The sequence below is a fragment of the Arthrobacter oryzae genome, from assembly GCF_030718995.1.
GTDB classification, from domain to species: Bacteria; Actinomycetota; Actinomycetes; order Actinomycetales; family Micrococcaceae; genus Arthrobacter; species Arthrobacter oryzae_C.
Genome location: NZ_CP132204.1, coordinates 1844291 through 1868951, shown reverse-complemented (window position 1 = coordinate 1868951; position 24661 = coordinate 1844291). Strand labels below are relative to the sequence as shown.

At 67.3% G+C, this 24661-nt stretch carries 21 protein-coding genes; 7 read left to right on the top strand and 14 right to left on the bottom strand.

Annotated features, from left to right (window positions below; translation table 11 throughout):
• Window positions 1–57 precede the first annotated feature (57 nt).
• Complete coding sequence (locus Q8Z05_RS08635) at window positions 58–213, bottom strand: hypothetical protein (RefSeq protein ID WP_156037087.1); 156 nt, start codon at window positions 211–213, stop codon at window positions 58–60.
• 294 nt (window positions 214–507) lie between these two features.
• Between Q8Z05_RS08635 and Q8Z05_RS08630 the strand changes: the two genes are divergently transcribed.
• From Q8Z05_RS08630 to Q8Z05_RS08620, 3 genes are all read left to right on the top strand, one after another.
• On the top strand, window positions 508–1383 hold the full coding sequence (locus Q8Z05_RS08630) for a hypothetical protein (protein ID WP_305943057.1): 876 nt from the start codon (window positions 508–510) through the stop codon (window positions 1381–1383).
• 105 nt (window positions 1384–1488) lie between these two features.
• Window positions 1489–1848: a DUF7793 family protein gene (locus Q8Z05_RS08625; RefSeq protein ID WP_305943056.1), complete on the top strand. Its 360-nt coding sequence runs from the start codon at window positions 1489–1491 to the stop codon at window positions 1846–1848.
• Window positions 1838–3376 (top strand): putative bifunctional diguanylate cyclase/phosphodiesterase, encoded by a 1539-nt coding sequence (locus Q8Z05_RS08620; RefSeq protein WP_305943055.1) that lies wholly within the window; start codon window positions 1838–1840, stop codon window positions 3374–3376. Before Q8Z05_RS08625 ends, Q8Z05_RS08620 begins: the two co-directional genes overlap by 11 nt.
• Here the strand turns inward: Q8Z05_RS08620 and Q8Z05_RS08615 are convergent.
• From Q8Z05_RS08615 to Q8Z05_RS08585, 7 genes are all read right to left on the bottom strand, one after another.
• The gene (locus Q8Z05_RS08615; RefSeq protein ID WP_305943054.1) at window positions 3373–4155 is read right to left on the bottom strand and encodes a glycerophosphodiester phosphodiesterase; all 783 of its coding nucleotides are present in this window, start codon (window positions 4153–4155) and stop codon (window positions 3373–3375) included. The two genes, Q8Z05_RS08620 and Q8Z05_RS08615, sit on opposite strands and share 4 nt — an antisense overlap.
• Window positions 4156–4166: 11 nt before the next feature.
• A complete protein-coding gene (locus tag Q8Z05_RS08610) occupies window positions 4167–4985 on the bottom strand; it encodes an HAD family hydrolase (protein WP_305943053.1) in 819 nt (272 codons plus the stop codon).
• A 54-nt stretch (window positions 4986–5039) separates the two neighbouring features.
• Window positions 5040–5549 carry a YbhB/YbcL family Raf kinase inhibitor-like protein gene (locus tag Q8Z05_RS08605; protein WP_305943052.1) on the bottom strand — a complete coding sequence of 170 codons (510 nt, stop codon included), beginning with the start codon at window positions 5547–5549 and terminating at the stop codon, window positions 5040–5042.
• A gap of 10 nt (window positions 5550–5559) precedes the next feature.
• Window positions 5560–6561: a carbohydrate kinase family protein gene (locus tag Q8Z05_RS08600; protein ID WP_305943051.1), complete on the bottom strand. Its 1002-nt coding sequence runs from the start codon at window positions 6559–6561 to the stop codon at window positions 5560–5562.
• A gap of 65 nt (window positions 6562–6626) precedes the next feature.
• On the bottom strand, window positions 6627–7991 hold the full coding sequence (locus tag Q8Z05_RS08595) for an MBL fold metallo-hydrolase (RefSeq protein WP_305943050.1): 1365 nt from the start codon (window positions 7989–7991) through the stop codon (window positions 6627–6629).
• Window positions 7992–8105: 114 nt separating this feature from the next.
• Window positions 8106–9452 carry a Na+/H+ antiporter NhaA gene (gene nhaA, locus Q8Z05_RS08590; RefSeq protein ID WP_305943049.1) on the bottom strand — a complete coding sequence of 449 codons (1347 nt, stop codon included), beginning with the start codon at window positions 9450–9452 and terminating at the stop codon, window positions 8106–8108.
• A 116-nt stretch (window positions 9453–9568) separates the two neighbouring features.
• Window positions 9569–10363 carry an alpha/beta hydrolase gene (locus tag Q8Z05_RS08585; RefSeq protein ID WP_305943511.1) on the bottom strand — a complete coding sequence of 265 codons (795 nt, stop codon included), beginning with the start codon at window positions 10361–10363 and terminating at the stop codon, window positions 9569–9571.
• 257 nt (window positions 10364–10620) lie between these two features.
• Here Q8Z05_RS08585 and Q8Z05_RS08580 point away from each other — a divergent pair, with 257 nt between their 5' ends.
• The 3 genes from Q8Z05_RS08580 (at window position 10621) to Q8Z05_RS08570 (ending at window position 13522) form a co-directional block, all read left to right on the top strand.
• Entirely contained in the window at window positions 10621–11727 is a 1107-nt protein-coding gene (locus Q8Z05_RS08580; protein ID WP_305943048.1) for a GTP pyrophosphokinase, read from the top strand.
• 6 nt (window positions 11728–11733) lie between these two features.
• On the top strand, window positions 11734–13233 hold the full coding sequence (locus tag Q8Z05_RS08575) for a SulP family inorganic anion transporter (protein ID WP_305943047.1): 1500 nt from the start codon (window positions 11734–11736) through the stop codon (window positions 13231–13233).
• A gap of 94 nt (window positions 13234–13327) precedes the next feature.
• Window positions 13328–13522 (top strand): YegP family protein, encoded by a 195-nt coding sequence (locus Q8Z05_RS08570; RefSeq protein ID WP_305943046.1) that lies wholly within the window; start codon window positions 13328–13330, stop codon window positions 13520–13522.
• A 93-nt stretch (window positions 13523–13615) separates the two neighbouring features.
• Here the strand turns inward: Q8Z05_RS08570 and Q8Z05_RS08565 are convergent, their stop codons facing one another.
• The 3 genes from Q8Z05_RS08565 to Q8Z05_RS08555 are packed head-to-tail and all read right to left on the bottom strand — an operon-like array spanning window position 13616 to window position 15334.
• Entirely contained in the window at window positions 13616–14230 is a 615-nt protein-coding gene (locus tag Q8Z05_RS08565; RefSeq protein ID WP_305943045.1) for a TetR/AcrR family transcriptional regulator, read from the bottom strand.
• A 13-nt stretch (window positions 14231–14243) separates the two neighbouring features.
• The gene (locus Q8Z05_RS08560) at window positions 14244–14951 is read right to left on the bottom strand and encodes a PAS and ANTAR domain-containing protein (protein WP_305943044.1); all 708 of its coding nucleotides are present in this window, start codon (window positions 14949–14951) and stop codon (window positions 14244–14246) included.
• Between the two features lie 5 nt (window positions 14952–14956).
• Window positions 14957–15334: a YegP family protein gene (locus Q8Z05_RS08555; RefSeq protein ID WP_305943043.1), complete on the bottom strand. Its 378-nt coding sequence runs from the start codon at window positions 15332–15334 to the stop codon at window positions 14957–14959.
• Window positions 15335–15677: 343 nt separating this feature from the next.
• Here Q8Z05_RS08555 and Q8Z05_RS08550 point away from each other — a divergent pair, with 343 nt between their 5' ends.
• Window positions 15678–16043, top strand: a complete 366-nt coding sequence (locus tag Q8Z05_RS08550; protein ID WP_305943042.1) for an ArsR/SmtB family transcription factor — start codon at window positions 15678–15680, stop codon at window positions 16041–16043.
• A gap of 35 nt (window positions 16044–16078) precedes the next feature.
• On the opposite strand, the gene Q8Z05_RS08545 is transcribed toward Q8Z05_RS08550, so the two are convergent.
• The 3 genes from Q8Z05_RS08545 to Q8Z05_RS08535 form a co-directional block, all read right to left on the bottom strand.
• Complete coding sequence (locus Q8Z05_RS08545; protein WP_305943041.1) at window positions 16079–20959, bottom strand: NAD-glutamate dehydrogenase; 4881 nt, start codon at window positions 20957–20959, stop codon at window positions 16079–16081.
• A gap of 161 nt (window positions 20960–21120) precedes the next feature.
• Entirely contained in the window at window positions 21121–22884 is a 1764-nt protein-coding gene (locus tag Q8Z05_RS08540) for an acetyl/propionyl/methylcrotonyl-CoA carboxylase subunit alpha (RefSeq protein ID WP_305943040.1), read from the bottom strand.
• Complete coding sequence (locus tag Q8Z05_RS08535; RefSeq protein WP_305943039.1) at window positions 22884–24617, bottom strand: 5-oxoprolinase/urea amidolyase family protein; 1734 nt, start codon at window positions 24615–24617, stop codon at window positions 22884–22886. Before Q8Z05_RS08535 ends, Q8Z05_RS08540 begins: the two co-directional genes overlap by 1 nt.
• Between the last annotated feature and the right edge of the window lie 44 nt (window positions 24618–24661).

Below are 24661 nucleotides of genomic sequence, written 5' to 3'. Positions count from 1 at the left end.
CTGCCCCCGGATGCGAGATCCGGGGGCAGCGTTAGCGGTTAGATTAGTCCGGTTAGACTAGTCCGGCCACCAGCCGATGTGTGCCTGCGTGGTGGGCGCCTTACTTGAAGTGCTGACGGTAGTATCCGACTTGGGAGCGGCCGTGGCGGGCGCAGCAAAACCTGCGACAGCCAGGACGCCGGTGAGCAAGAATGTTGCGGCAATCTTCTTCATCCCCGGTCCTTTCAATCAATTTAGGCGCAAACACATTACAAGCGTCAGTATACGGTCACAAGCTCAATTGACAGCCGGTAACAACGGGAAACTTAGCCGCAAGTGTGAGGTGCTGATCCTTCCCGGGGGATAATTGGGAATATGCCGAATCCACGGAAATTGTTACCGCATGTGGTCGCGGAGTTGCAGGCCCGCGAAAGCTGGAAAGGCCGCGAGTACGCCAAAGCTCGTGACGAGGCGCGCAGAGCAGCGGAATTGGCTCTTCTGGAGGGCGATCAGACCGCCTGGTGGAACATGACCCTTTTCCAGGCTGAATGCCTAAGGGACCTGGGTCTTATCCAGGAATGCCTGGAACTGATCACGTATCTGTCCAGCCACCCTCTCTCCACGGCGGAGCCGGTCCTAGGCGCACGGGCGTTTATTCTGATGGCGTTGTCGCAGCAGGGCCTGGGGCGGCTCCCCGACGCCGTAGCCGCAGCCAGGTCCGCCGCCGGTCTTGTTGCCGGCAACCCCGAGTACGTATATCTCCACATCCAGGCACAACGCGCTCTGATCGCGGCCCTGGCCGAAAGCCGCCGACTCGACGAGGCGTGGGAGCAGTGCCTCCTGCTGGAGGGCCTGATGACGGAACTCGTAGAGGAGGACACGGCTGGCAAGGCCTATTGGGTGATAGGAAACGTCGCGTTTCTTACTGGCCGGGTGATGGACGGCGGCCGGTACCACGATATGGCTGCAGAGAATCTTTCACCGTCCAAGGACGTGGACCTCTGGGCAAGATTCAACCGGGCATCAGCGGTCATGCGGCTCGAGGCCGAGCTCACCGAACCTGCCACGCTTCGTTGCATTGAACGGGCCGAGCTCGCCACCGAAGTCGTGGGCGGCAGCAACCGCGACCTCCTGGAAATGTCGTTCGTCCGCGCCCACTGGCACTTCCTCACGGGCGATATGGCCACCGCCATCGACATTCTTAGGCCGCTCTGCACTGAAGCCAAAATCCTGGCCACCCAAACGGCTGGCGAGGCCTCATTTCTGCTGGGGAAATCCCTCTTGGCCAATGGTGACCGCGACGAAGCGCTGCAGAGACTGGCTGATGCCGCTACCCTCTTTGATAACGCGGACGCCCCCGAACGGAGCGCCCTGGTCCGCGCTTTTGCAGCCGATGTAAGCTAGCGCACTCCGAACGCGGATGGACAGTGTATTTTTAGTCCCAAGCCTCTCCGGAGGTCGGTGGTGCCTGGGAGGCCAAACGGCGCCGCTCCTATGTTCGGGGGATGAATGCCTAAGCCGCTTGAATTGATACAACAGCACATCGTCCGGATCGTGCTCCCCCGGGACGAGCACCTCGATGAGCATTCGGCCCGCCTGCTGGCTGCCGGCCTTCAGACCCCGCACCCCGGCGCCGTCTTGGCCGTGCTGATGGATGTCACGGACGTTGCGTCCGTCAGCAGGGCAGCGAGGGCGGTTTTCAGCAACGTCGGCACAGTGGCCGCCTGGGCCCTGCTGGGCCAGACCCCCGTGGACCGGATCCTGGCGCATTTCATCCTCGGCGGCGACTTCAAGTCCGGGCCGGCCAGATACTTCACGTCCGAGCCTGAGGCCCTCGAGTGGTTGAAGGAAACCGCCCATGTTCACTGACGGCGATCCGCGCCTTGGCAAGCTGCTGGACGGAATCGTCCGCCTCGCCGCAGGAGAGCTCCACTCCAGGATCGAAGTATCCCCCGCCAGGGATGAGCTGGATGCCATCATCATGGGCACCAACCTCCTCGCCGAAGACCTCCAGATCATGTACCAGGAGCTGGAACAACGCGTTGAACTGCGCACCCGGCTGCTCAACGAAGCACATCTCGAAATGCAGAAGATGGCGCTGACGGACTCGCTGACAGGCCTGGCCAACCGCACCGCGCTGGTCAGCGCCCTCAACGACGCCCTCGCGGAGGCCGGGGACGGCGGCCTGCCGCCCGCCGTCCTCCTGCTGGACCTTGATGCCTTCAAGGGCGTCAACGACTCCCTGGGCCACGCCGCCGGGGACCAGGTGCTGGCGGCGGTCGGTGAGCGCATCCAAGGGTCCGTCCGAGACACGGACACGGTGGCCCGCCTGGGCGGCGATGAGTTCGCCGTCCTGATGCCGTCCACCACCCTCGCCCGCGCCGCGAGTGTGGGTAACCGCATCCTCGCCGCCCTGGACAGCCAGGTGGAGCTCGAAAACGACGCCGTCCAGTGCGGCGCCAGCATGGGACTGTGCATCGGTGGAGCCGGACAGAGCGCTGAACAGCTGCTCATGGAAGCTGACGTGGCCATGTATGCCTCCAAGGCCGGCGGACGCAACAGGCTCAAGGTGTTCGAGCCGGCGATGCTGCATGCCCGCCAGCTGCGGAGCCAGCTCCTTGAGGACCTACGGGCAGCCATTTCCGGGTCCGAGTTGGTGCTCTACTACCAGCCCGTGGTCGAGCTGGCTTCGGGGAGGATCGAGGGCGCAGAGGCGCTGGTCCGCTGGCGGCATCCCTCCCGCGGCATGGTGATGCCGGATGAATTCATTCCCCTCGCTGAGGATGCCGGCCTCATCTCCGAGCTGGGCGGCTGGGTGCTGCGCGCCGCCGTCGAACAATTGCGGGAGTGGCGGGCCGTGGGGCTCGCGGGAGACGACTTCTCCATGCGGATCAATATCGCCGCCGCGGACCTTCAGCGCCTCGAGTTCATCGAAGAGGTCCGGGATGCCCTCACCGGAGCCGAACTCAGCCCGGAACTGCTGGTCCTTGAACTGACCGAGGGGGCGATCGTCAGCGGCAACGAGCTGGACCGGTACTCCCTGAACAGCCTGCGGAAGCTGGGCGTCGGGCTGGAAATCGACGACTTCGGCACGGGCTACTCCTCCATCAGCTACCTTCGCCGGCTTCCGGTGGACAAGGTCAAAGTGGACCGGTCCCTCCTGAAGGACCTGGGCACCGACCCCGCCCAGCCGGACCTGATAGCGGCGATCCTCCAGCTGATCCGGGCGTGCGGCCTCGAAGCAGTCTGGGAAGGGGTGGAGACGGCCGAACAGGCGCAGCATCTGGCCAGCATCGGGTGCGTCAGCGCCCAAGGGTATTTCTTCGGGCGTCCGGTCCCTGCCGACGAGTTCGCCGCAGTGCTGGACGCACAACGGGCGGCCAACCGCGGCGGCTAGTCCCACTGCCCCCGGTCCTGGAGAACTTTCTTGAGGAGGTCCGCCCGGTCCGTGACGATGCCGTCGACGCCAAGGTCCAGTAGCCGATGCATCTCCGCGGGGTCGTTGATGGTCCACACATGGACCTGAAGGCCGTGCCGGTGGGCGCGGCGGACAAAGCGCGGCGTCACCACCCGGACGGCCCCGTAGCTGACCGGGACCTGGAGGGCGTGGATGCCCCGCAGCGCCCGGCGGATGACCGGCGGCGGAAGCACCGGGCCCAGGACCGTGAAGAGCGCGTTGGACACGATTCCGGCAGACCCTGCGACCGGCCGGCTCAACCGTTTGACCACTGCACGGCGGCGGCGGTCCGAGAAGCTCGCAATCAGCACCTGGTCGTGGACGCCGTGCTGCTCAATGGCCGCGGCCAGGCTGGGCACGGAATTCCAGTCCTTGATGTCCAGGTTCAGACGCACGTCCGGGAAGGCACGCACCAGCTCTTCGAAGAGCGGAATGGGTTCCACCCCGCCGATCCGCGCCTGTGCCACCGTCCCGGCGGGGAGCCGCGCGATGCGGCCCTGCCCGTCCGTCACGCGGTCCAGCGACGGGTCGTGGAACACGAGCAGCACGCCGTCGGCGGTGGTGTGGACGTCCATTTCCAGGTAGCGGTAGCCGAGTTCGACGGCGGCACGGAACGCCGCCATGGAGTTCTCCAGCCCGTCCGGGGAAAATCCGCGGTGCGCCATCGCAATGCGCGCGGAGGCGCTTCCGGCGGCGAAGAAAGGCTGGGACTCCGTCATTCCACGCCTGCCTAGGCGTGCTTCACGCCAAGTTCGGCCAGCTTGGCTTCAAGGATCTGGGCCACGCCGTCATCGTCGAAATGCGGCGCCTGCTGCCCGGCTGCACGGATCGCCTCCGGGTGGCCGCTGGCCATCGCGTAGCCGTTGCCGGCCCAGCGCAGCATCTCGATGTCGTTGGGCATGTCCCCGAACGCCACCACGTCAGCCGCATCGATCCCCAGGGTGGCGGCGTACTCGGCCAGGGTCACGGCCTTGTTGACGCCCGGCAGGGCGAGCTCCAGCATGGCCACAGTGGGGGCCGAGTGGGTGGCCGACACGAGGTGGGCCACCGCGGGTGACACTTCGGCCAGGAAGTCGTCGGCGGTGCCTTCCCGGACGATGGCCAGGAATTTCACCACCGCGTCGTCAGCAGTGAGGGTGCTGGCAAGCGGGGCCGGGCTGAACTCGGACAGGAGTTCGCTGGAGTCGTTTTCGATGAAGCCCGGTTCGAGGTGGAAGCCGGTGAGCGTTTCCGCGGCAAACAGGGCGGACGGCCGCAGCCGCTTGATGATGCGGCGGGTCTCGAAGACCGCCTCCAGGGCAAGGGCGCGGGCTGAAACCAGGCGGGCCTCCTCGAGGTCCCACACCACGGCGCCGTTGGAACAGATTACGGTTCCGGCATGTCCCAGCTGGTCCTCCAGCGGGTGCAGCCAGCGCGGCGGGCGTCCGGTCACGAACACCAGTTCGACGCCGGCGTCACGGCAGGCGTGAAAGGCGCGGATGGTCCGGTCGCTGATCTTTCCGTCATGCCCGAGGATCGTTCCGTCAATGTCACTTGCTACCAGCCGCATACTGCCAGTCTACGTTGGCCCGGCTGCGGGCAGTTTCGCGGGAGGCGGACGGCCTTAGCGTTCGAAGATGCCCGTGAGCGTCCCGCGGCCCAGAACGTGAGGGGCCAGCTTCGATTCCAGCTTTGCCGCACTGAACCCGGCGTCGAGCCCCAGGTGCTCCACGTCGAGGGCGTAGACCGTGATGATGTAGCGGTGCGGTCCGTGCCCGGGCGGAGGCGCGGCCCCCAGGTAGCCGTGGAAACCGCCGTCGTTCTTCAACTGCAGCGCACCCGGCGGAAGGTGCCTGCCGCCCTCGGAACCGGCGCCGGCCGGAAGCGACGTGACAGCAGCGGGCAGGTCCAGCACGGCCCAGTGCCAGAAGCCGCCGCGGCCCGGGGCGTCGGGGTCGAACAGCGTGACCGCGTAGCCCCTGGTCCCGGCCGGAGCGCCGCTCCAGCTCAGCTGCGGCGATTCGTCCTGACCTCCGCCGCGCATCTTGCCGCTGCGCTGGGCGGGCGGCAGGGTCTGCCCGTCCCGGAAGGACTCGCTGGTGACGTGCAGGGTCGGGGAATCGTGGTGGGGCATCTGCTGCCTTTCAGTTGCTGGCGGAGTCGGCATTCCTCAGGTCGTCGCCGGCGAGCGCCGCATCGCGCTCCAGGCTCTCGAGTTCGAAGTGGTTCAGCTCTGCCCTCGTGGGCGGGTTGGCTCCTGGCCGTGACACGGTGACGGCGGCGGCCCACGCGGCATGGGCCAGCAGTTCGCGGAGTGATTCCGCCGGCAGTTCGCGCAACTCCTTCCGGTTCTGCGCACCGGCCAGGCCGCGGTCCACCAGCCCGGAAATCAGGGCGGCCATGAAGGAATCCCCTGCCCCGACGGTGTCCGCAACGTCAACCTTGGGCGCAGGGAACTCCGCTTCACCGGCAGCGGTGATGCCCCACGGGCCGGCCGCGCCACGGGTTACCACTACCAGGGCCGGCCCCTCGGGACCGCCCAGGGAGAGCCACCGCCGGGCCGAGTCCAGGACGTCCACGCCGGGATAGAGCCATTCGAGATCCTCATCGGAGGCCTTCACCACGTCTGCGAGGCTTACGAACTTTTCCGCCTGCCGGCGGGCATAGTCGACGTCGGTGATGATGCTGGGGCGGCAGTTGGGGTCGAAGCTGATGGTGGCGGAGGGGTGCGCATGCTCGACGGCGGCAAGCACCTCTGCGGCGCCCGGCGCCAGCATGGTGGCAATCGAACCGGTGTGCACCAGGGTGGTGCCCTGCAGCATGAACGGCAGCCGGTCCGCGAGGCCGGGAAGCTCCCAGGCGAGGTCGAAGGTGTAGGTGGCGGCACCGTCGTCGTCGATCAACGCAGTGGCCACGCTGGTGGGCAGGGCGTCCGGGCCCTGCGGGACCATCACCGAGCTGGATTTCAGGTGGGCGGCCACGGACTCACCGTAGGCGTCGCGCCCGAACCTGCCGATGAACTGCACCGGGTGGTCCAGCCGTGCCAGTCCCACGGCCACGTTGAGCGGACTGCCGCCCACGTGGGCCTCGATTCCCGTGGAGCGTTGGACAACATCGACCAGGCCTTCGCCAATAACTGTGAGCATGCTCATACTCTGCCAGAGAACGGGGTGCGCGCGCTCCTGATGACGCGCGCGTCATGCGGATGTGATCAGGCCGTGGCGCCCGTGGCCAGGGGAACTCCGGCGGCCCCGGCATCCTCGAACTTCGCATCCAGGTGGACCACGTCCCTGCCCGCACGCTGCAGCAGGCTGGCGGCGACTCCGGCGCGGTAGCCCGTTCCGCAGTGGACCCACAGCTTTCCGGCCGGGACCTCGTCCATGCGGGCCAGGAGCTGGTACACGGGGACGTTGACGGCGCCGGCAACGTGGGAGTCCGCGAATTCGTCGGGGCGCCGCACGTCGAGCACCGTGTCGCCGTCCGCGCGGCCGGCCAGCAGGCCGTCCCAGCCCGCACGCGGATAGGAGGCGACGGCGGCATCCGGGGCCAGTGCCTGCGGTTCGGTGCCGACGGCGGCGTCGGGGGAATCGATGCCGATGCGGGAGAGGTCGCGGATGGCTTTTTCGACGTCCTCGCGCGAGCCCACCAGGGTCAGCTGCTCATCCCACGGCAGGACCCAGCCCAAGTACGTGGTGAAGTTGGTGCCGCGGCCGTATTCGAAGCTGACGCTGCCTTTGAGGTGGTTGCTGGCAAACGCCACGCGGCGGCGGAGGTCAACCACCCATTCGCCGGCTTCCAGGCGGCGGGTGAGTTCGGCGGGGTCCACCGATTCCGGGACGGTGAGGTCCGCGGGGCCGGGCCCCTTGGCGTTCATGGCCCCCATGTGGGCGTAATACGAAGGGTAGGCGGTGAGGTTGGCGATGAGTTCCTCGACGAAGTGGTCCTCGTCCGGATCAGTCAGCGCATGGTTGGCCGTGAGCTGCTCGCCGACGGTGGAGGAACCGGCGCCGGTGGCAGGGCCGGACGAACAGAACGAGCCGAAGCCATGGGTGGGGAACAGCGCAGCATCGGGCCGGGCTTCAGCCGCGAGCCGGCGGGCGGAAGCATACTGGTCGTGGGTCAGGCCGACGGTGTCGGACGCCGCCACAAGGTCCGTCCGGCCCACGGAACCGTAGAGCAGGCTCCCGCCGGAGAAGACGGCCTGCTTGTCGCCGTCGTCCACAATGAAGGACAGGTGCGTGTGGGTGTGGCCCGGAGTGGCCACGGCCTTCACGGTCAGGGATCCCACCCGGACCGTCTGGCCGTCCGTGATGGCTTCACGCTCGAACTGCACAGGGTCCGCGGCGTTGACCAGGTATTTCGCGCCGTGCGCCTTGGCCAGCTCCACACCGCCGGTGACGTAGTCGTTGTGCAGGTGGGTTTCAGCGACGTGGGTGATGGTGACGCCCGCGTCACGGGCGGCGGCTTCCACGCGGTCGGTGTCCCGCTGCGGATCGATGACCAACCCCACCGTGCCGTCGTGAACCAGGTAGCTCCGGTCACCCAGCTGCGGGGTATCGATGACAACGACGTCCATGATTTCCTCCTCGACGGTGGCTCCGGGCGGCGGCGCCTGGGACGTTGGGCCCTCCGCCTGCCCTTAACTCGACCATACCCACAGGGGTATGGCGCGGCAAGGGTTCCCGTGCCGTCAGGCCTGGTTCTCGTGCTCGTAGACGTCCGGGATGCCGTCTTGGTCCGAGTCAACCTTCTCCCGCTCCTCCGCCAGGCGGTACTGGCGGTTCCTGGTCCGGAGCACCACGGTGGCCAGGATTGCGGCGAGGAAGGACGCCGCCAGGATGCCCACCTTGGCGTGGTCGTCATACAGGCTGCCGTGGCCGAAGCTGAGTTCGGCGACCAGCAGGGAGACGGTGAAGCCGATTCCGGCCAGGAGGGAGACGCCAAAGACGTCGATCCACTTGAAGGAGTTGTCCAGCCGCGCCCGGGTGGCCTTGGTGAGGATCCAGGTGGTGCCCATGATGCCCAGGGGCTTGCCCAGCACCAGGGCCATGATGATGCCGATGGCCACGGGGCCGGACAGGGCGGACCCCAGGCCTTCCCAGCCGCCCACGGCAACGCCGGCGGAGAAGAAGGCGAAGATGGGAACGGCCACGCCCGCGGAGATGGGACGGAAACGGTGTTCAAAGATTTCCGCGAGCCCGGGTCCGGCTTCCGGACCTCCGCTGGCCTTGGAACGGAGCACCGGCACGGCGAATCCCAGCAGCACTCCGGCCACCGTGGCATGGATGCCGGAGGCGTGCACCAACGCCCAGGTGGCTATGCCGAGCGGCAGGAGGATGGCCCAGGCAGCCATGAAGTGGGCGCCGAAGAAGCGGCGGTACTTCTGGGCAAGGAAGGCGTACAGCGCCAGCGGGATGAGGGCGAACAGCAATGGCGCTGCCTGGATGTCGCTGGAGTAGAAGAACGCGATGATGCTGATGGCGATGAGGTCGTCCACCACTGCCAGGGTGAGCAGGAAAATGCGCAGGGCGCTGGGCAGGTGCGAGCCGATAATGGCCAGGACCGCCACGGCGAACGCGATGTCCGTTGCGGTGGGTATGGCCCACCCGCGCAGGGTTTCCGGGCTGTAGATGTTCACTGCCGCGTATATCAGCGCCGGGACAAGGACGCCGCCGGCCGCGGCGGCCACGGGCACAATCGACTTGTTGAGCTGGCGGAGGTCGCCCGCCACGAACTCACGTTTGAGCTCGAGTCCCACCAGGAAGAAGAAGATGGCCAACAGCCCGTCGGCGGCCCAGGCGCCGAGGCTCAGGTCGAGGTGCCAGGGCTCGTAGCCGATCTTGAAATCCCGCAGCGCGAAGTAGCTGTCCGACGCCGGTGAGTTGGCCCAGATCAAGGCGATGACGGCCGCGGCCACCAGCAGGGCGCCGCCTACTGTCTCCTTGCGCAGGATCTCGCCGATGCGCAGCGATTCCGCGTAGCTGCCGTAGCCGAGGATGGTGCGCGGCTTAGCGCCGGGCGGGGGTGTTTGGCTCACGGGGAAGTCCTAAAAGTTGAGTCGACAAAACCATGCCGACCAGACTTCCCGGCTCACCTACGTCCAGTCTAGGCGACGCACGCTGCCCCGGGCCAAACGTGATGGCCGCATTACGGTCAGCCCAGGAGTTCCTGCACCAGGTCCCGGCACTTCCGGTAGGCCGCCGCCTTGGGATCGATCAGGGCGAAGTGGTCCCCCGGCACGCTCAGCAGCTGGATGGGCGCACCCGCGGCTTTGGCCGCGCCGGCGTAGGACGTGGACTGGCTCACCGGGACGTCGTCGTCGTCACTGCCGTGCACGGCGTAGACGGGAACACGCAGTGGGATCGCGCTCATCGGGTCCGCATACTTATGCCGTTTGGGGTATCTTTCCGACGACCCGCCGAGGAGGTTGCTGACCGCGCCGTTGCTGAGGTTAAGCTTCTCGGCCGCGGCCAGGTTTAGCAGGCCGGCCTGGCTGACCACCCCGGTGAGGTGCACTGCGGCGTCGTCGTGCTTCCGCCGCAGCTGGCGGTCAGGGTCCGGTGCGCCGAGCTGCCCGAGCCGGGACCGGCCGGCCGCCCAGACGGCCAGGTGGCCGCCGGCCGAGTGGCCCAATGCAACCACCTTGTCGAGGCCCAGCCCGTGGATAGCGGCGACGTCCCTGAGTTTGTCGATGCCGGCCAGCACGTCCTCGAAAGTGTGGGGCCAGCCGCCGCCGTTTCCGGCGCGCCGGTACTCCAGGTTCCACGCCGGCATTCCGTGCATCGCAAGGTCCCTGGCCAGGGGCTCGCCCAGTTCGGCACCGTACTGCGAGCGCCAGTACCCGCCGTGAATGACCACCACCACGCCGCGGGAGCTTGGTGCTTCCGGCAGGAAGAGTTCACCCCACTGGCTGGAGCCGTCGCCGTACTGGTACTTGTGCCGCTTCACTGCGTCCTCCTTCGGGCCCGACGAACAGGAAGCGGACAGTGCCCCCAGTGTCACTGCTGCGGCGGCGCCAAGCAGGCCCCCTGAAAGCAGGGTCCGACGCCGCACATCAGCCATGTGCCGAGCCTACCTTGGGTGCCGGACAGCTTTGCGCCGGCGCGTCCGACGGCGGCGACCCGCACCGCGGGCGGCGTCAACGACGGAACAGCCGCAAGGGTGTCACCCCCGCGGCTGTCGCACGCCGCCCGTAAGCTGGAAACATGGCTACCAACTGGGACCGCCTGGACGCAGGCCTGCGCGAATCCGTGCAGGAAAACGTGGAGCTCTACGAGCGGGTCCGCCCTGCCCTGAAGCTGGTCACCCGGGAGGTCCTGCTGACGCTGCGGAGCATGCTCAAGGACACCGAGGTGACTCCCCTGTTCGTCACGGGGCGCACCAAGACAGTGGAGTCATTCAAGGAAAAGATTTCCCGCACGGAGAAGCCGCTGGAACCGGGCGGCCCGCCCGTGCTGAAGTTCCCCGATCCGTTCCGGACCCTCAATGACATGGTGGGCGTGCGCGTCATTACCAAGCTGCCGGCGGAGAACGCGGTGGTGGCCAACCTGATCAAGCGGCAGCGCCAGCTCTTCGACTGCCGCGGCGACCGCGAGAAGGACATCGGTTCCATTGAGTCCGGCACCTACGGCTACTCCAGCCGCCACCTGATCCTGCGGACCATCCAGAACGAGGCGGTGAAGGAGTACCAGCAGGTCTTCAATCCGGACCTCCAGCCCAACGGCAGCTACTTCTTTGAGTGCCAGATCCGCACGGTTTTTGCGCATGCGTGGAGCGAGATAGAGCACGACATCCGCTTCAAGGCCGAGGACCCGCGGGCCTGGACCCCGCACTTCGACCGCCAGTTCACTGCCACGGCGGCAATGCTGGAAACCGTGGAAGGCGCCTTCGCGGACCTGCATGAACGCTACGAGGAGGTCCGCGGCTACTGGGATACCGACGGGGAGGGTGCAGCGCAGCTGTCGCCGAACCGGATCCGCGACGTCTGGCGGACCCTCCTGCCGCACGTTGACCGTAAAGTGGATGACGACTGGGGCTGGGCAGCCGAACTCATGGCGGCCCACGGCCTCAACCAGACCGTACAACTGGCAGAGCTGCTCAGCGCCAACCGGATCACCGAAGTCCGCAAGGCGCTGGACCACAGGTACTCTCCCGGCCCGGACCGGCTGCTGGATGACCTGCTGCTGTGGCAGTACGGCACCAAACACATCGACCTCACCGCAGAGGCGCCCGACGTCGTTCCGCACCCCCGGCGCGACAGCCTCCTGCGGCGGCTGAAGCAGATCGAGCGCTACCGCCAGACCAAGCTTTAGGAAGACATGAAGCCCGAACAACTCCAGTCCGTCCGGGCTACGCTCCGTTCCCCGCGCCGCCTCAAGACGGAAGCCCTGGCCGGGCTGGTGGTGGCGCTGGCACTCATCCCCGAGGCCATCGCGTTCTCCGTCATTGCCGGCGTGGATCCGAGGATCGGGCTGTTTGCGTCCTTCACCATGGCTGTCACCATCTCGTTCGTGGGCGGCCGGCCCGCCATGATTTCCGCGGCCACCGGAGCCGTTGCCCTGGTGATCGCCCCGCTGATGCGCAGCCACGGGCTGGACTACCTGATCGCCGCTGTGATCCTGGCCGGGGTCTTCCAGATCCTGCTGGCGCTCCTGGGGGTCACCCGGCTCATGCGCTTCATTCCGCGCTCGGTGATGGTGGGGTTCGTCAACGCGCTGGCCATCCTCGTCTTCATGGCCCAGCTGCCCGAGCTGGTCAACGTTCCGTGGCTGGTCTATCCCCTGGTGGCCGTGGGCCTGGTGATCGTCGTTGCCCTCCCGCGGCTGACCTCCGCCGTTCCGTCCCCGCTGGTGGCCATTGTGGTCCTCACGCTTTTTGCAGTGCTGGCCAATGTCGACGTTCCCGCCGTCCGGGACAAGGGCCAGCTTCCGGAAAGCCTGCCGACGTTTTTTCTCCCCAACGTGCCGCTGACGCTGGAGACCTTCCAGATCCTCGCCCCGTTTGCCCTCTCCATGGCACTGGTGGGCCTGCTGGAATCCCTCATGACGGCCAAACTCGTTGACGACATCACGGACACCCGCTCCAACAAAACCCGCGAATCCTGGGGGCAGGGCGTGGCCAACATCGTCACCGGTTTCCTGGGCGGCATGGGCGGCTGCGCCGTGATCGGCCAGACCATGATCAACGTCAAGGGTTCCGGCGCACGGAGCCGCATCTCAACGTTCCTTGCCGGTGTATTCCTGCTGGTCCTGGTAGTGACGCTGGGTGACATTGTGGGCCTGATCCCCATGGCGGCGCTCGTGGCCGTGATGATCTTCGTTTCCGCCATCACGTTCGACTGGCACTCCATCGCCCCGAAGACGCTCAAGCGGATGCCCAAGTCCGAAACAGCCGTCATGCTCATCACCGTGGGCACAGTGGTGGCCACGCACAACCTGGCCATCGGGGTGGGGGTCGGTGTGCTGGCAGCCATGGCCATGTTCGCCCGGCGGGTGGCCCACTTTGCCACGGTTGAACGGACTGAGATCGAGCTCAACGGCGAGACGGTGGCGACGTACACGGTGGACGGCGAGCTGTTCTTCGCCTCCTCCAACGACCTCTACACCCAGTTCGAATATGCCCGGGATGCCGCGCCCACGGTGGACCGGGTCATCATCGACTTTCATGCCTCCCACCTGTGGGATGCCTCCACCATCGCCGTCCTCGACGCCGTCACCGAGAAGTACCGCAGGCATGGCCGGGAAGTGGAGCTGATCGGCTTGAACTCCGCGAGCTCCCGGATGCGCGAGCGGCTCGCGGGAAAGCTCAACGCCACATAGCGTTGTGTAGTTCGTGTGACAAGAATTGTCATCTATGGTGGAGGAAGCAGCCTGCGGCCGAACGGCAGGCGCACCACCTTGGGGGAGGTTCAACATGGCAGGAAAATTCGAACTCGTCACCGCGGAAAACGGCGGCGTCCGCATCCGGCTCGTCAACGGCGCAGGCAATATCCTGGCCGTCTCGGGAATCTACCGGGACAGCGCAGCCGCCGCTTCCGGCGTTACCGAGATCCGCGAGCACGCTGCCACCGCGCACATCGCCGATTACAGCGGTCCGCCTCCTCAGTAGCGGGCTGCCCCGGGGCGCCTGGACGAGCCGGCCCGGCGGCGCTGGCTTCGAAGTGGGGATTCAGAACTCCTGACCCGCTGCCACCCTGACAGTTCAGCTGCGGTGATGCTCGATAAGCCAGCCGGCCATCTGCTGGGCCCGCTTTGACGCCAGGAAGTCCCCTTCGGTGGCGGAAATGATCGAGCCCTTCATCAGGATGTGCCAGGACCGTGCGAATTCCTCGGTGCGGCTCAGCCCGGCTTCCTCGGCAAGGGCCTGGATATGACCGCGGATCCGGCTCAGGTAGCCGATACTCGCCTTCCCCAGCGGATGTTCGGGACCCATCTCGAGCAGGACGTTGATAAACGTGCAGGCCTCGAAGTCGTCGCGGTGGAACCAGTCGCCAAAAACATCGAAAACGGCGAGCAGCCGCTCTTCCGGGGTGTTGCCCCGACGGCGGGCTTCGGAAACGATAAGGTCCACGGTCCAGACCTGGTCCCGGAGCGCCAAAAAAGCCAGGACCAGGGCATCCTTGGACGGGAAATGCCGGTAGAAGGTCGCCTTCGCCACGCCGGACCGGCTGATGAGTTCGTTGGTGCCAACATCGCGGATCCCGCGGCGGGAAAACAGGTCATACGCGGCGGCAAGGATGCGGTCCACGGGGTCATCCCGGCCCGCCAGCGCCCGGGCGGGCAGCAGGGAGGGACGGTTGGCGTCTTCGGCAGTCATGGTGGAACAAATTTTACATGGAGCGCTGCGGGTGCCCTCGCGGCGGGCCGTGCACGCCCATGACTCCAGGCAGGCGCCGCGCACTTCCACGCCGAAGGGCCTGGATGAAGCCGTCCAGAAGCGCGGGGTCCTTGGCGTTGTTGGCCAGGTCCACAAGATTTGCCGCAGCCCTCGCCAGCTTGGTATTGGTGTGCTGGCTGTGGGTGATGAGCAGGTTGAAAGCCTCCTCCGCACCGATATGCAGGGCACCCATCAGGATCCCCTTGGCCTGTTCGATGGTGCTGCGGCTCGCATTGGACGCCGTGACGGCTGCCCGGGCGAACTGCTCCGTCTCACGCCGAAGCGTGGCGGTGAGGTCGATGACGAAACCGGTAATGTGACTCAGCGTGCCGCACGGATCCAGGACCGCCTCCCCCGTTGTCAGGATCCTGTGCTCCCGCAGGCGGGCGTCGATGAGCCTGTCGAAGCTGAAGAACCTGCCGCCGGTGAGCCGGACCTGGGAAAAGATATCGCGGCCCCGGTTCCGGTCGTCCGGATGCTTATGCGAGAGGAACAGGTCGAGGGTGGGCACAATTTCCCCGCGGCCATAGCCGTGGATGATGTACACCTCGTCGGACCAGTCGAGCCTGCCGGTCGCAGCGTCGTACCGGAACGTCCCGGCAAGGCATTCCTCCGCCGGAGGGACGCCGGAGTTCGCCGGGTGGACTTTGCGCGCGGCCATGGGATTCACCAAGCAGGGAAATTGGTGACGACCCGGGGCCTGAGCGATTGCCTCCACCGGACAAGGACTTGCCGTTTGCGGCGTGCCGCCCGGCCGCCGAAGGTGCGCGCTGCCGAGGATAGCCGGGAACGCTTCGGCGCCTGTGCCTGTGCCTGCGCAGGTGCCTGTGCACGTGCTGGCGCGGGTGCCGGCGCCTGTTGAGGTGCCGGGATTTCGGTGATGAAGCCCATTCCTGCGTACTCGCGCACGGCGGCGATCCCGGCGAGGGCGGCGCGCTTGTCCGGGAAGGACTTGGAGAGTGCCATGACTGTCCCGTCCGGAGCCGTCAGTCGAAATCTAAAGGATGCATCCGCCTCGGCGAATAGTTCAAACATGCCTGCCATTGAACCCTCCTGGAAGTTGGGATCATGCCACTCCCGGTGACGCCGTTGTCAGCGGAAGCAGCCTGAATCCATCCATGTGTGGCCGGGCGCTTGCGATCGGCCGGTCGAAATTGATGAATTCATGAAAGTCTGAACTACTCAAGCTGTCAGCGCAAGAGGTGCCCGCGTAGTAAATCCACCGATCATCCCTTGGCGGCCGGGGCTACGATATAGATGCGGATTCGCGCCGATTCACGCCGTGAGGAGACAGACCTTTCTGTCTGTCATAGGCTGTATGTCGTTGAAAAAAGTTGAACAGGCGTTATGTTTATCGCCGATTTTTGGACGCAGGAAGGGAAGCCCGATGAAGGACGATCTGCCCGCAGGCGTGGTCCTGAGTGAGGTAAAGGCCGAACTGTTCAAGTCCATGGGCCACCCCGCGCGGATCCGGGTCCTTGAGATCCTCACTGACGGCCCGGTGGCCGTCAGCCGGCTGCGCGACGAGACGGGCCTTGAGCCCTCGAACCTCTCGCAGCATCTTGGGGTGCTCCGCCGCCAGCGCCTGATTGTCCCCTCGCGCCAGGAGGGCCGGCTGTTCTACGAGCTCTCCTGCCCCGAAGTGAGCAGCCTCCTCCTCTCGGCCCGGTCACTGATCGGCACGGTCCTGCAGTCAACCCGGCTTTCGCTGATGACACTGGATGAGCCCCTGGGGGAACCCGCCGCTCGGTAGCCCCGGCCGGTAAGCCCACCGCTTCCGCAGAGTTCCTATTGCCGCACCAGTGTCCGGAGCAGTTTCAGCGCCACGGAGATCGAGGCGATGTCCACCTGCCCCGGTTTGGTCACCTCGGCGAGGGTGTCCTTGATCCTGGCCAGCTGCTCCTGGTGCCCGCGCTCCCACGCCACGATGCGCTCCACCGAATCGGACTGGCCGGGGTCACTCACCGGGGTCATCTGCATCACGGAGACAGTCATGTCCGCCACGGCGGAATAGACGTCGTCGCGCAGTGCCGCGCGGGCAAGGGTTTCCCACCTGCTCTGCCGGGGGAGGTCGGTGATACGCAGCAGCAGGCTGGCGGCGCCGATGCGCTGGAAGACTGCGTAGTAGAGATCCGCGGTCACCTCGATGGGCTCGGCCGTCTGCTCGGCCACGAGTGAGATGTCCAGCAGCCCGAAGCTTTCCAGCATGTCCGCCGCCCGCGCGCCCAGCTCGTGCGGGAGTTGGACGGCGTCCCAGTGGGCCAGGCGGTCCTGCACACGGTCAAGGTCGGAGCCGCGCAGGTAGTCGGCTGTGCGTGTCCGCAGCAGCTCCATGGTGGGCATGATCCGTGCCAGCGCCTCGGTGACGGGCTGGTCACGGTGGTCATGGGTGACGTACCAGCGGGTTGCCCGGTCCAGGACCCGGCGCATGTGGATGGCCACTCCGGCGGAGTGTTCGCTGGGAAAGTCCGGCGGCAGGGCTGCCAGCTTGCGCGTGATCCACGGCAGGTCGTAGGCCTCGCGGGCCACGACGAAGGCCCTGGCCACCGCTGCGGGGGTGGCTGTGGTTTCTTCGATGGCCCGGAAGGCGTACGTGATCCCGCCCAGGTTGATCATGTCGTTGGCCAGCACAGTGCACACAATCTGTTTGCGCAGGGGATGCGCATCGAGCTCGGCGTCGAAGCGCTCAGCGAGCCGGGGCGGGAAATAGCCGCGAAGGACCCGTTTGAACCAGGGATCGTCGGCGAGGTCGCTGGCCGTCAGTTCCCTGGCCAGTTCGGTCTTCGCGTAGGCGGCGAGCACGGCCAGTTCCGGGGTGGTCAATCCCTGTCCCTGCCGCACGCGTTCCTCGATCTGTTCGGTGGTGGGCAAAGCCTCCAGCTCGCGGTCCAGGTCCGTGGCGGTTTCCAGCCAGTCGATGGTCCGCTGGAAGCCGGGACTCCACTCGAGGACGAGATGCCGGTCATTGAACAGGAGGACGTTCTGGTCCGCGTTGTTGGCCAGCACCTGGCGGGCCACGTCGTCCACCAGAGACTGCAGGAAGACGGTGCGGTCCGTGGCCGGCATCCGCCCTGTCGAGATCATCCGGTCCACGAAGATCTTGATGTTGACCTCGTGGTCGGAGCAGTCCACACCGGCCGAGTTGTCGATCGCATCGGTGTTGAGCAGGACACCGGCGAGCGCAGCTTCGATGCGGCCGCGCTGGGTGACGCCGAGGTTTCCGCCTTCGGCCACGACCCGGGCGCGCACTTCGCTGCCGTTGATCCTGATCGGGTCGTTCGCCTTGTCGCCCACGTCCGCGTGGCTCTCCGAGGACGCCTTGATGTACGTGCCGATGCCGCCGTTGTAGAGCAGGTCCACGGGCGCCCGCAGGATGGCCTGAAGCAAGGCATGGGGCGGAAGAGCCGCAGTTCCGGGCTGCAGGCCCAGGCACGTCCGGACCTGTTCGGTGATGCTGATCGCCTTGGCGCGCCTGGAGTGGACGCCGCCGCCCTCGCTGATGAGGGACGGGTCGTAGTCCTCCCAGGAGGAGCGCGGCAGGCTGAAAAGCCGGCGTCGTTCTTCAAAGGAGGCAGCGGCGTCGGGCGCGGGATCGAGGAAGATATGCCGGTGGTCAAAGGCCGCCACAAGCCTGATGTGGGGCGAGAGCAGCATCCCGTTCCCGAAGACGTCCCCGCTCATGTCCCCGACGCCAGCCACGGTGAACTCCTCGCGCTGCGGGTCGATGCCGAGTTCGCGGAAGTGGTGGGTCACTGATTCCCAGGCGCCGCGCGCGGTGATGCCCATCTCCTTGTGGTCGTATCCCACCGATCCGCCGGAGGCGAAGGCGTCCCCCAGCCAGTAGCCGTACTCCAGGGCCACGGCGTTGGCTGCATCGGAAAAGGACGCGGTGCCCTTGTCCGCTGCCACCACGAGGTAGTAGTCGTCACCGTCGTGGCGCACCACGCGGGGCGGAGCCACCACCGCCTGCTCGCTGGCCGTGGTGACCAGGTTGTCGGTCAGGTCCAGCAGGCCCTTGATGAAGGTGCGGTAGCACTCCAGCCCCTCGGCGAGCCAGCCGTCCCGGTGGACTGCCGGGTCCGGCAGCTGTTTCGGGTAGAAACCGCCTTTGGCGCCGGTGGGCACGATGACGGAGTTTTTCACGTTCTGCGCCTTGACCAGTCCCAGGACTTCCGTCCGGAAGTCCTCGCTCCGGTCGGACCAGCGCAGGCCGCCGCGGGCGAGCTCCCCGAACCGGAGGTGGACGCCTTCCACCCGCGGCGAATAGACCCAGATCTCGTATTTGGGCCGGGGAAACGGGGCGGCGGAGATGGCCGCGGGATTCAGTTTGAAACTGAGGTGCGGCTTGTCCTGGTAGAAGTTGGTGCGCAACGTGGCTTCCACCAGGTTCATGAACGTACGCAGCATCCGGTCGCCGTCGAGGACCGGGATCTCGTCAATTGCGGACAGCAGTTCGGCCCGCGCGGCGGCAGTGTCCCGGAACCTGCGCCGGGCATCCAGTTCGGGGTCGAACCTGGCGTGGAACAGGGCAAGCAGCGCATGCGTTGCCCGCACATTGGCCGTCAGGGTGTCCGCGATGAAGCCATAGGAATTGGCGCTCCCCAGCTGCTGGAGGTATTTCGCGTAGCTTCGCAGGATGGAGGCCTGCCGCCAGTCCACGCCCTCGCGGATGACCAGGGTGTTGATCCGGTCCGACTCGACGTCCCCGCGCATGGCCGCGACGAAAGCGTCTGCGAGCAGTCCGCTCGTGGCGGCCGGGTCCACGCCGGGGGGATAGTTCACGCCCAGATCGTAGAGGTACAGCTTGCTGCCCGTCCCGCGCCTGATTTCAAACGGCCTCTGGTCCAGGACGTCAAGCCCCAGGTTGTGCAGCAGCGGCAGGATCTGGGTAAGGCTGCGCGGCCGGGTCAGATAGAGGCGGAGCCTGGCGCCCTTGCCCGGCGAAGAAGTTTCTCCCGGCCAATGGACGGTGAGCAACGGGTTGCCGGCCGGCCGCCCGCCTGCACCGTCCAAGTCGAAGGATTCGAAATTAATGATGTCCTGAAGTGCGGTTTCCGCTGCATGGTCTGCCCGGTAGCTTGGCGGAAAAGCGTCGGACCAGAGGGCAGTGAGCCGGGCAGCCTCAGCAACCGGGAACTGCTCCCGGACAGCTTCCTCCAGCCCTTCCGTCCACGAGCGCGTGGCTGAAATCACGCGCCGCTCCAGCTGTGCGGGGTCGACGCCCGGCCACGGGACGTCCGGCGCGGACGCGGCAGTACCGGTCAGCAGGATGCGGAAGAAAATGCGCGCCATGGGGGAATCAGTGAGCCGGACCTCGAAGTCGATCGCCTCCGCGTGGAAGGCGGCCTTCAGTTCCTGCTCCATCAGCAGCCTCACCGCCGTGCTGTACCGGCGGCGGGGGAAGAAGACGAGGGCGGACATGAACCTGCCGAAGCTGTCCGGGCGGAGGAACAGCCGGGGGCGGCGGAGTTCTTCGGCCCGCAGGATCTCGGACGCCAGCCCGGTGAGGTCGTCGATGCCGACATGGAAGAGCTCGTCGCGCGGGAAGGACTCGAGGACGGCCACAAGGTCCTTGGCCCGGTGCGACCTCGGCTGGAGTCCCAGCCGTTCCCGGACCGTCCGGGCCTTTTCACGGATCACCGGGATCCGGCGCACGGACTGGTGGGCCGCACCCGGCGTGAACAGCCCCACGAACCGCCGCTCCCCGACGACGGCACCGTCATCATCCAGCAGCTGCAGGCGCAGTTCGTCCAGGTAGGATGCCCGCAGCACGGTGGACCGGAGGTCCGACGTCGCGAGGGTGCACGCGTTCGGCCACGGCATCCGCACCTCCCCGCCGTGTCCGCGGTGGACGCCGTCCGCCGGCGGTCGCCGCAACAAGCCCAGCGCAGAGCCCGGGCGCGGAGTAATCTCCTGGCCATCCGCCGTCGTGGATTCATACTCGCAGTAGCCGAGCAGGATGAAATTGCCGTCCCCCAGCCAGCCCAGAAGCTCGCGCAGCTGCCGGGCCGGCGGAACCATTGCCGGCGGAACGGTGCCCGCGGCAGCGACGGCGTCGGAAAATCTGCGGTCCATTTCCGGCGCGTCCTCGGCACAGGCACGGACATCGGCCAGCACCGCTTTCAGTCTTTTCGCGAGCGCCTCGCCGGACGGCTCGTCCGGCATCCTGCCGATTTCCACCGACACCCACGCCTCGGGCTGCTGCTTCGCGGTGCCGGAAACTTCGGCCGGCACGTCCGCATCTCCGCCCTCTCCGTGAACAGGCCCGGCAGTGAGCCCTTCCCTCACGGGACCGGGCCGGACCTCCAACAGCACGTTGGAGAGGGGATCGCGACGCACCTCAAACACCGGATGCACCAGCAGGCGGATAGTGGCGCCGTCGCGCGTGAGCTCTGCCGTGAGGGACTGGACCAGGTACGGCATGTCGTCAGTGGCCACTTCAATAATGCGCGCATCCGGTTCATTGAAGATACCGACGGCGGCCTCCCCCGGCGCGCGGGACGTCGCCACGGTCAGGTGGTGCATCGCCCTGCTGCGGAGGGTCTCCGGCGCGTAGTTCTGAAGGTCCTCGGCGGCGACATGGGCATAGTACGCGGCCAGGAACTCCCCGTCCGGCTCAAATTTCCCGCCGTCCTGGGCGTGCCCCGCGGCCCCGGTTTTGTGTGCCATGCCAATGCGCCTCCAGTGCGCGGAGCCCCGCCGCAACCGGCGCCGGTGAATCGGCAACCGCGCATGTTTTTATCATGGCCGCCTACCCGGGGCGCGTCCAGCGTCCGCGGGTGTCCGCCTGAGCGTCCGACACGAACCACGGCATTCCGGCCCTCGGCGGGCTACCCGATCAGGGCCAGCACCGCTCCCGCAGTGACCACGCCGCCAGCTTGGGTGCGGAGGTCCGTGACGGTTCCGTCGCGGTGCGCCGCCACCTGCGTTTCCATCTTCATCGCTTCAAGAACGACGACGGCGTCCCCCGCCGACACTTCGGCGCCCGGCTCCACGAGCCACTTCACGACGGTTCCGGCCATGTCCGCGCGGAGCTCCCCCGGGTCGGCGGCCTCGGCGCCCGGCCCGGCAGGGCCGCCGTCGGAAATTACCGAAACGCCGGCAGGGAGGCTTCCGCCCGACCTGGCCCAGCCCTCCAGCAGGTCCGCGGGCAACCCCACAGCCAGGCGGCGGCCGTCCACCTCCACGGTGATGGTGCGGCGTTCGCCGTCGGGGGCGGTGGTGCTGTAACCGGGGTCAGCCGGGATCCGGTCCGCGAAGTCGGTTTCGATCCAGCGGGTGTGGATGCCCAGGCCGGCCTCGGATGTGAAGTCCGGCGACTCCAGGACGGCGCGGTGGAAGGGCAGCACGGTGGCCACGCCGGTGATCTCCATCTCGGCGAGTGCCCGGCGCGCCCGGCGCAGCGCCTGCTGGCGGTCCGCGCCGGTGACGATCAGCTTGGCGAGGAGCGAGTCGAACTGCGGGGCAACGAAGGATCCCGAGCGGACGCCGGTGTCCAGGCGGATGCCCGGGCCGGTGGGGCCGCGGAATTCGGCGATGGTCCCCGGCGAGGGCAGGAAACCGCGTCCCACGTCCTCGGCGTTGAGCCGGAATTCGAAGGAGTGGCCGCGGGGCTCCGGGTCCGCCGTGATGCGCAGGGTTTCCCCCGCGGCGATCCGTAACTGCTCCTGGACCAGGTCGATCCCGGTGGTTTCCTCGGTGATGGGGTGCTCCACTTGCAGGCGGGTGTTGACCTCCAGGAACGCCACGGTGCCGTCCGCTGCCACGAGGAACTCCACGGTGCCGGCGCCGGAATAGCCGGCTTCCCGGCAGACTGCCTTGGCGGCGTCGTAAATCTGTTGGCGCTGACCGTCGCTGAGGAACGGGGCGGGCGCTTCCTCCACGAGCTTCTGGTGGCGGCGCTGCAGGGAGCAGTCGCGGGTTCCCACCACCACCACGTTGCCGTGCGTGTCCGCCAGCACCTGCGCCTCGACGTGGCGCGGACGGTCCAGGTAGCGCTCCACGAAGCATTCGCCGCGGCCGAAGGCTGCGACGGCCTCACGGACGGCGGAGTCAAAGGCTTCTTCCACTTCGTCCAGCGCGCGGACCACCTTCAGGCCTCGGCCGCCGCCGCCGAAGGCAGCCTTGATGGCGATGGGCAGGCCGTGCTGCTCGGCGAAGGCGCGGGCTTCCGCTGCAGACTCCACGGGACCGTCACTGCCGGCCACCAGCGGGGCCCCCGCGCGGACGGCGATCTCGCGTGCGGTGATCTTGTTGCCGAGCTGCCGGATGGCCTCCGGCGACGGGCCGATCCACGCAAGTCCGGCGTCCAGGACGGCCTGGGCAAAGTCGGCGTTCTCGGAGAGGAAGCCGTAGCCGGGGTGGACGGCGTCGGCACCTGACCTGGCTGCCGCATCGAGCAGCTTGGGAATGTTCAGGTACGTGTCTGCCGGGGAGTTCCCGCCCAGGCTGAAGGCCTCGGTGGCAGCACCGGCGTGCATGGCATCGGCATCGATGTCCGCATACACGGCGACGGACTCCAGCCCGGCGTCGTCGCAGGCTCGGGCAATCCGGACGGCGATCTCACCACGGTTGGCGATCAGGACCTTGTGCATCAGTTACTCACTTTTTCTGGGGAAGTCTGTACAGGGGCATTTTGTTCAGCGGAATTCGGGCCGGCCGACGCTTGCCCGGCAACACGGCGGAAGCGGATGCTGCAGCCGATCGGCACCTGGGCGGCAAGGTCCAGCTGGTGGTCCACCACCACGCCGATCACCGGGTAGCCGCCAGTGATGGGATGGTCCGCCAGGAAGAGCACGGGAAGTCCTTCCGGCGGGACCTGGATGGCGCCCGCCACGGTGCCTTCACTGGGCAGTTCGCCCTGGCGGCTGCGCTGGAGCGGCGTGCCGTCCAGCCGCATGCCCACGCGGTTTGACTGAGGCTTGACCACCCAGTCCTGTCCGCACAGGGACTCAAGGGCGGCCTCGTCGAACCAGTCGGCCCGCGGGCCGGGCACGATGTCCAGCACCGTGACCCCGGTACCGGGGAAGTCCGGCTGCAGTTCCGGACTGCCGACGACGCCGGACTCGGTGACGTCGCCGGCTGCCAGCAGCTGTCCTGGGGCCAGCGGCGCGGGGCCGATGCCGGACATGGTGTCCGTGGAACGGCTGCCCAGCACCGCCGGGGCGTCCACTCCGCCGCGGACGGCAAGATAGCTGCGGAAGCCGGCCTCCGGCGCACCAACCGTCAGGATTTCGCCGTCGAGCAGGGCAAACGGGGTGGCCATGGGAACGGTGCGCCGGCGCCCGGTCCCGTCGCTGTCAGCCTCGGAGTCAGCGCCGGATCCAGCGTCCGACGGCGAGTCAATAGTCAGTGCCGACGGCGCCCCGGCAACGGCCAGGACCTGGTCGCCGGCGGCCTGGACCCGGAGCCCGCCGGCCACCGTTTCGATAGCCGCGGCAGCCGGGCTGTTGCCCACCAGCCGGTTGGCGCGCCGCAGCGAGGCCCGGTCCAGCGCACCGGCGGCAGAGACGCCCAGTGCGGAGTGGCCGTGCCGGCCGAGGTCCTGGATGAGGCTCTGCAGCCCTGGCGAAACGATCCGCAGCCCGGAGGCAGCTTCCCCGTCCGGAATCCCGGCGAGGTGCCCGGTGCCGGGCACCGTTCCGGACGCGTCGTGCTCCGGTGCCATGGTCACAACATCGCGGACCGCGCGGAACTGGACGCGATGGCCGGGGCTGGCGAGCGCGGGTTCGGCCCGGTTGAGGTCCCACATGCGGGCCCCGGTGCGGCCGATCAGCTGCCAGCCGCCCGGGGACCTGCGCGGGTACACCGCTGAATAGTTGCCTGCAAGCGCCACCGATCCCGCGGGAACGGCGGTGCGGGGCGAGCTGCGGCGCGGAACTTCCAGCACCTGGTTCTCCCCCACCATGTAGCCGAACCCCGGTGCGAAACCAGCAAAGGCCACCGTCCAGACCTGGCGGGAATGGGCTTCGATGACGCCGTCAATTCCCAGGCCGGTGAGCCGCCCCACTTCGGCGAGGTCCTCGCCGTCGTACACGGCATCGATGACCACCAGGCCGCCGGCCTGTTTGACCGGAGCCGTGAGGTCCAGTTCCAGCAGGAGCGCGGCAATGCGGCGGGCGGCCGCCGGCGAGTCCGCGCGGATCATCACGGTCTCTGCGGCCGCCAGCACGTTCGTCTGGCCAGGCAGCGGCGATTCCAGGAGCAGGGTCTGCAGGGCGAGGACGTCCTGCGTTCCGGTGAGCTCCGCGAGCACCGCCCGCGTTCCCACGGGCCGCACCGAGAGGACCTTGTGCACGCTCAGGGTTTCCATTGCTACCGCTTCCATCGTTGCCAATGCCTTAAAGGCTCTGTGCTGAACAGGTTGTTGTG